This window comes from Actinophytocola sp., from assembly GCF_045807065.1.
In the GTDB taxonomy this organism is placed as follows: domain Bacteria; phylum Actinomycetota; class Actinomycetes; order Mycobacteriales; family Pseudonocardiaceae; genus Actinophytocola.
On sequence record NZ_JBJMIE010000289.1, the window covers coordinates 1 to 5,698 of the forward strand.

The window sequence follows — 5,698 nt, forward strand, 5'->3', positions numbered from 1 at the left end:
AGCGGCTCAACCGCAAGTTGGAGAACGCCGTGGGCAACACCTTCGCGCGTGTGTTCGGTGGCAGTGTGGTGCCCCAGGAGCTGGCACAGGAGCTGCTGCGTGAAGGTGAGGTCAACCTCAAAGAGCTGGCCGGTGGCCGGCTACTGGCTCCCAACCACTACATAGTGCAACTGGGGGCTCAGGACTTCGGCAACTTCGCCGGCGAAGAGGACCGCACTACTGCGCTGCTCGCGGACTGTGTCGAGGAGTATCTCGCGGAGCAGCAATGGGACACGTACGGTGACGTCGTAGTCTCCCTGGAGCGCTCCGACGCGCTGCACACCGGACAGTTCCGAATACGCTCGACTGTCGACCCGGACGTCAAGGCTCCGGCCAGGGCACCTGGGGAAGCACGGTCGGCACAACCCCGCAACGCAGGAGACCGATCCATGAGCCAGCCTCCCGGCTACGGCCAACCGCCAGAGGGCGATCCTTACGGACAGCAGTACGGCTATGGCCAACAAGGCCAGGGCTACGGGCAGCAGGGCTATGACCAGGGTTACGGCCAGCAGCAGCAGGGCGGCTATGACCAGGGTTACGGCCAACAGCAGCAGGGCTACGACCAGGGTTACGGCCAGCAGCAGCAGGGCTACGGCCAGCAGCCGGGTGGTTACGACCAGGGTTACGGCCAGCAGGGCTATGACCAGGGTTACGGCCAACAGCAGCAGGGCTACGCCCCGCAGCCGGGTGGTTACGACCAGGGTTACGGCCAGCAGGGCTACGACCAGGGTTACGGCCAACAGCAGGGCTACGGCCAGGGTGGGTACGGCCAGGGCGACCCGTATGCCCAGCAGGGCTACGCACCGCCGGCCGTGCAGACCGGTCCGCGCCAGCTCAACGCGAGCCTGCAGCTGGACGACGGGTCGAACCGCACGTACTCGCTCAAGCAGGGCGGCAACGTGGTCGGCCGCGGACAGGACGCGGACTTCCGGCTGCCGGACACCGGGGTGTCCCGTCGGCACCTCGAAATCACCTGGGACGGCCAGTCGGCGACGCTGGCGGATCTCGGTTCGACCAATGGCACTACGGTGAACGGCACCCCGGTGCAGACCTGGCAGCTGGCGGACGGAGACGTGATCCGTATCGGTCACTCGTCGTTGGTGTTCCGTACCCAAGGCTGACACCGTCTCACCGGGCGGTCTCACCTATCCCCTCAAGGCGGGAGCGTTCGCAGCAGGTGCCAGAGCTGGTTGTGCAGCTGACCAGAGCAGGGTTTCTCGCCCTGCTCTGGTTGTTCGTGCTGGCCGCATTACGGGTCGTCAGGTCAGACCTCTACGCCGCGGCCGGCATCCGGGTCGAGGTACCCGGGTTCCGTCGGTCGGCGAGCAATAAGACCAGGGGCAAGGCGCCCCGTCAGTTGGTGGTGACGCACGGGGCGCTGGCCGGTACCCGGATCTCACTGGACGGCCGGCCGATCATGATCGGCCGCGCGGACGACTCCACGTTGGTGCTGGACGACGACTACGCGTCCACGCGGCACGCGCGGATCTCGTTGCGCGGAACGGACTGGTACGTGGAAGATCTGGGCTCGACTAATGGGACCTACCTGGACCGGGCTAAGGTCACGGCACCCCTTCGGGTGCCCCTAGGGGTCCCGATCCGAATCGGCAAGACGGTGATCGAGCTACGGTCATGACCCTCGTCCTTCGCTACGCGGCCCGCAGCGACCGAGGCCTGGTCCGCTCCAACAACCAGGACTCCGTGTACGCGGGACCGCGCCTGCTCTCGCTCGCCGACGGCATGGGCGGGCACGCCGCGGGTGAGGTGGCCAGCAAAGTCGTCATCGCCGCCCTGGCGCCCCTGGACGACGACGAGCCCGGCGACGACCTCCTCGCCCAGCTGCGCGAGGCCACCCAGAACGGCAACGGCGCCATCGCCGAGCTGGTCGCCAGCGACCCCGAGTTGGACGGCATGGGCACGACGCTCACCGCCATCCTGTTCGCCGGTACCCGCATCGGCCTCGTGCACATCGGCGACTCCCGCGCCTACCTGTTCCGCAACGGCCAGTTCGCGCAGATCACGCACGACGACACGTTCGTCCAGTCGCTGATCGACGAAGGTCGGATCACCGAGGACGAGGCGGCCACGCACCCGCAGCGCTCGCTGCTGCTCAAGGCGCTGACCGGCCACGAGGTCGAGCCGAACCTGACCATCCGCGAGGCGCGGGCCGGCGACCGGTACCTGCTGTGCTCCGACGGTCTGTCCGGCGTGGTCAGCCACGAGACGCTGGCCGACACGATCAAGATCCCGGACGCGCAGGCCTGTGCGGACCGCATGATCGAGCTGGCGCTGAAGGGTGGCGGCCCGGACAACGTGACGGTGATCGTCGCGGACGTGGTCGACATCGACTTCGGTGAGGACGCCCCGATCGTGGGCGGTGCCGCGGGCAACGGCCAGGACCAGAGCCCGCCGCCGGACTCGGCCGCCTCGCGGGCAGGCGCGCTCACCGCGCCGCCCCCGCCGCCGAAGAAGCCGGAGCCGGTCGCGCCGCCGCCGGACCCGAAGGCGAAGCGGCGGAGACGTTTCCGCGTCTTCGCCATCCTGTTCGTCCTGCTGTTGCTCGTCGCCGGCGGCGGCGTGGCAACCTGGGTCGTGGTGAACAAGCAATACTTCGTCGGCGAGGCCGAGGACGGCGAGATCGCGATCTTCCAGGGGGTTCGCGGCAGCATCTTCGGTATCTCCCTGAACCGCCAGGTCCAGGGTTCGTGCGACCCTGCCGTGGCGACCTGTGACAAGTTCTACGTCGAGGACCTCGAGCAGCTGGGCCGCGAGGCGGTCCGCGAGGGCACCGAGAGCTTCGACAACATCCCGGACGCCCGCCAGTTCATCCGCGAGCTCCGCACGAACTACCCGCTGCAGCTCTGCGAGACGCTCCAGAAGGAGCAGGAGCGCACCAGCGGCCAGCCGACCAGTGGTCAGGTCACCACCGGCACCACGACCACCACGACCACCACGACCACCACGACCGGCACCCCGGCACCGCCGCCCGCGGGCCAACCGACCGGCACGACCACCACGACGACGACCTCGACGTCCGTCGAGGCGAAGCCAGGTGTGAACTGCCGCAAACCCCGTGAGGGTGGTGGCTGATGGCGCAGCCGGGCTCGGGGTTGCTGGAAGGGCAGTCCGGCGACGCACAGGTCTCATCCGCTCCGACCCGGCGCGGCACCGAGCTGTCGATGCTGGCGTTCGCGGCCGGGTTGGTGACGGCCGCGCTGATGCTCGTCGAGGCGAACCAGAACGAGCGGCTCTCGTTCCGCATCCTCTGGTACGGCCTGGCCTACCTGGCGCTCTTCGGCATCGCCCACGTCGCGGTCCGCAAGTGGGCGCCGTACGCGGACCCGCTGATCCTGCCGTGCGTCGCGCTGTTGAACGGCATCGGCCTGGTGATGATCTACCGGATCGACCTGGCCATGACCGAGGCGGCCCTGCAGTCGCAGTCGGAGTGGACGAACGCGGTCCCGAAGCAGATCCTGTGGACGACGATCGCGCTGGTGATGTTCCTCGTCGTGCTGTACGTGCTCAAGGACCACCGCACGCTGACCCGCTACGCCTACACGTTCGGCCTGGTCGGGCTGTTCCTGCTGGCGCTGCCGGCGGCGCTGCCGAGCGTGATCGCGCCGACGATCAACGGCGCGAAGATCTGGCTGCGACTGGGCTTCATCTCGCTCCAGCCCGGTGAGTTCGCGAAGATCCTGCTGTTGATCTTCTTCGCCGCGTTCCTGGTCTCCAAGCGCGACCTGTTCATCGCGGCCGGCCGGCGGGTGCTCGGCGTCGACCTGCCGCGTGCCCGCGACCTCGGGCCGATCCTGTTCTGCTGGGGCGTTTCGGTGCTGGTCCTGGTCGCGGAGAAGGACCTCGGCACGTCGCTGCTGTTCTTCGGCACCGTGCTCGTGATGCTGTACGTGGCGACCGAGCGGGGCATCTGGATCGGCGTCGGTCTGTCGCTGTTCGTCGTCGGCTGCCTGATCGCCTACCAGGTGTTCGGCCACGTGCGGGCGCGCGTCGCGAACTGGCTCGACCCGTTCGCCGACTACTACGGCGACGGCTACCAGATCGCGCAGGCGCTGTTCGGGCTCGGCACGGGTGGGGTGGGCGGCACCGGCCTCGGCGCCGGCCGGCCGGACATCGTGCCGTTCGCCAACAGTGACTTCATCACCGCGGCCATCGGCGAGGAGCTGGGCTTCATCGGCCTCGCCGCGGTGCTGATGGTGTACATGCTGCTGGCGATGCGCGGCCTGCGCAGCGCGGTCGCCGTCCGCGACACCTTCGGCAAGCTGCTCGGCGGCGGCCTCTCGTTCGCGCTGATCATGCAGGTGTTCGTGGTCGTCGGCGGCGTCACCAAACTGATCCCGCTGACCGGCATCACGGCGCCGTTCCTCTCCGCCGGCGGCTCGTCGCTGCTGGCCAACTACGTGCTGGTCGCGCTGCTGCTGCGGATCTCAGACGCGGCACGGCGCCCGCAGACCGGACAGAAGCCCAAGCAGGTGAACCAGGTGCCGATCGCGGAGGCAGGAACGGTCATGGTGGAGCGGCCGCAATGAACACACCGCTACGCCGGGTCGGGCTCGCCATGCTGGCGATGATCATGTTGCTGCTGGCGAACGCCACCTACATCCAGATCGTGAAGGCGGACAACTACCGCACCGACCCGCGCAACCGGCGGGTCCTGCTCGAGGAGTACTCGCGGCAGCGCGGCAAGATCCTCACCGCCGACAAGCAGATCATCGCGAACGTCAAGGCGACGAACGGTCGCCTGCAGTACCAGCGCACGTACGCCAACGGGCCGATGTACGCGCCCGTCACCGGCTTCTACTCGGTCCGCTACGGCGCGACCGGTCTCGAGGCGAAAGAGAACGACATCCTCAACGGCTCGGACGACCGGCTGTTCGTCCGCCGGCTGTCCGACCTGATCACGGGCCGGGACCCGCGCGGCGGCAACATCGTCACCACCATCAACTCGAAGGTGCAGCAGGCCGCGTACGACGCGATGACGGGCAACGGCTTCACCGGCGCGGTGGTCGCGATCAAGCCCGACGACGGCCAGATCCTGGCGATGGTGTCGACGCCGTCCTACGACCCGTCCGATCTGGCCAGCCCCGACGGCACCGTGCAGCAGAAGACCTACGACCAGTACAAGGACGCGAACAACCCGGCGAAGCCGATGCTGAACCGGGCGATCTCGGAGAACTACGCGCCGGGTTCGACGTTCAAGCTGGTCACCGCCTCGGCCGCGCTCAGCGACGGCAAGGACAAGAACACGCCCGTCACCCAGTCGCCGGGCATCAACGTGATCAACGGCGACACGAACTGCGACACCGACGCGTCCACCTGCCTGGCGAACTACAGCCGGGCCAGCTGCGGCGACGGCACCATGCAGAGCGCGCTGGCCCACTCCTGCAACACCGCGTTCGCGCAGCTGGCCGACCAGCTCGGCAAGGACAAGCTGCTTGACCAGGCGACCAAGTACGGCATCGGCGACAGCGACCTGAAGATCCCGATGACGGTCGTGCCGTCGTGCATCGGGCCGGCCGCGAACGGCCAGTGCATGACGATCCCGGACCGGCCGGCGCTGTTCCAGAGCGGCATCGGGCAGAAGGACGTGCGGCTGACCGCGCTGCAGAACTGCTCGATCGCCGCCACCATCGCCAACGGCGGC

General features: G+C 68.3%; 5 protein-coding genes. All 5 read left to right on the plus strand.

What is annotated here, in order from left to right:
- Positions 1 to 1,160: DUF3662 and FHA domain-containing protein (locus tag ACJ73U_RS16715; protein WP_407778548.1), on the plus strand; the 1,160-nt coding region annotated here is incomplete at its 5' end.
- Between the two features lie 56 nt (positions 1,161 to 1,216).
- On the plus strand, positions 1,217 to 1,675 hold the full coding sequence (locus tag ACJ73U_RS16720) for an FHA domain-containing protein FhaB (protein ID WP_407778549.1): 459 nt from the start codon (positions 1,217 to 1,219) through the stop codon (positions 1,673 to 1,675).
- On the plus strand, positions 1,672 to 3,129 hold the full coding sequence (locus ACJ73U_RS16725; protein ID WP_407778550.1) for a PP2C family protein-serine/threonine phosphatase: 1,458 nt from the start codon (positions 1,672 to 1,674) through the stop codon (positions 3,127 to 3,129). Before ACJ73U_RS16720 ends, ACJ73U_RS16725 begins: the two co-directional genes overlap by 4 nt.
- Positions 3,129 to 4,583: an FtsW/RodA/SpoVE family cell cycle protein gene (locus ACJ73U_RS16730; protein WP_407778551.1), complete on the plus strand. Its 1,455-nt coding sequence runs from the start codon at positions 3,129 to 3,131 to the stop codon at positions 4,581 to 4,583. The genes ACJ73U_RS16725 and ACJ73U_RS16730 overlap by 1 nt, the downstream gene beginning before the upstream one ends.
- Positions 4,580 to 5,698 (plus strand): penicillin-binding transpeptidase domain-containing protein (locus ACJ73U_RS16735; protein WP_407778552.1); only part of this gene is annotated, 1,119 nt, incomplete at its 3' end. The genes ACJ73U_RS16730 and ACJ73U_RS16735, both read left to right, overlap by 4 nt.

What these genes read in the sequence shown, in the direction of transcription:
- ACJ73U_RS16730 (WP_407778551.1), top strand. Translation starts at nt 3,129, where the DNA reads ATGGCGCAGCCGGGCTCGGGGTTGCTGGAAGGGCAGTCCGGCGACGCA.
- ACJ73U_RS16725 (WP_407778550.1), top strand. Translation starts at nt 1,672, where the DNA reads ATGACCCTCGTCCTTCGCTACGCGGCCCGCAGCGACCGAGGCCTGGTC.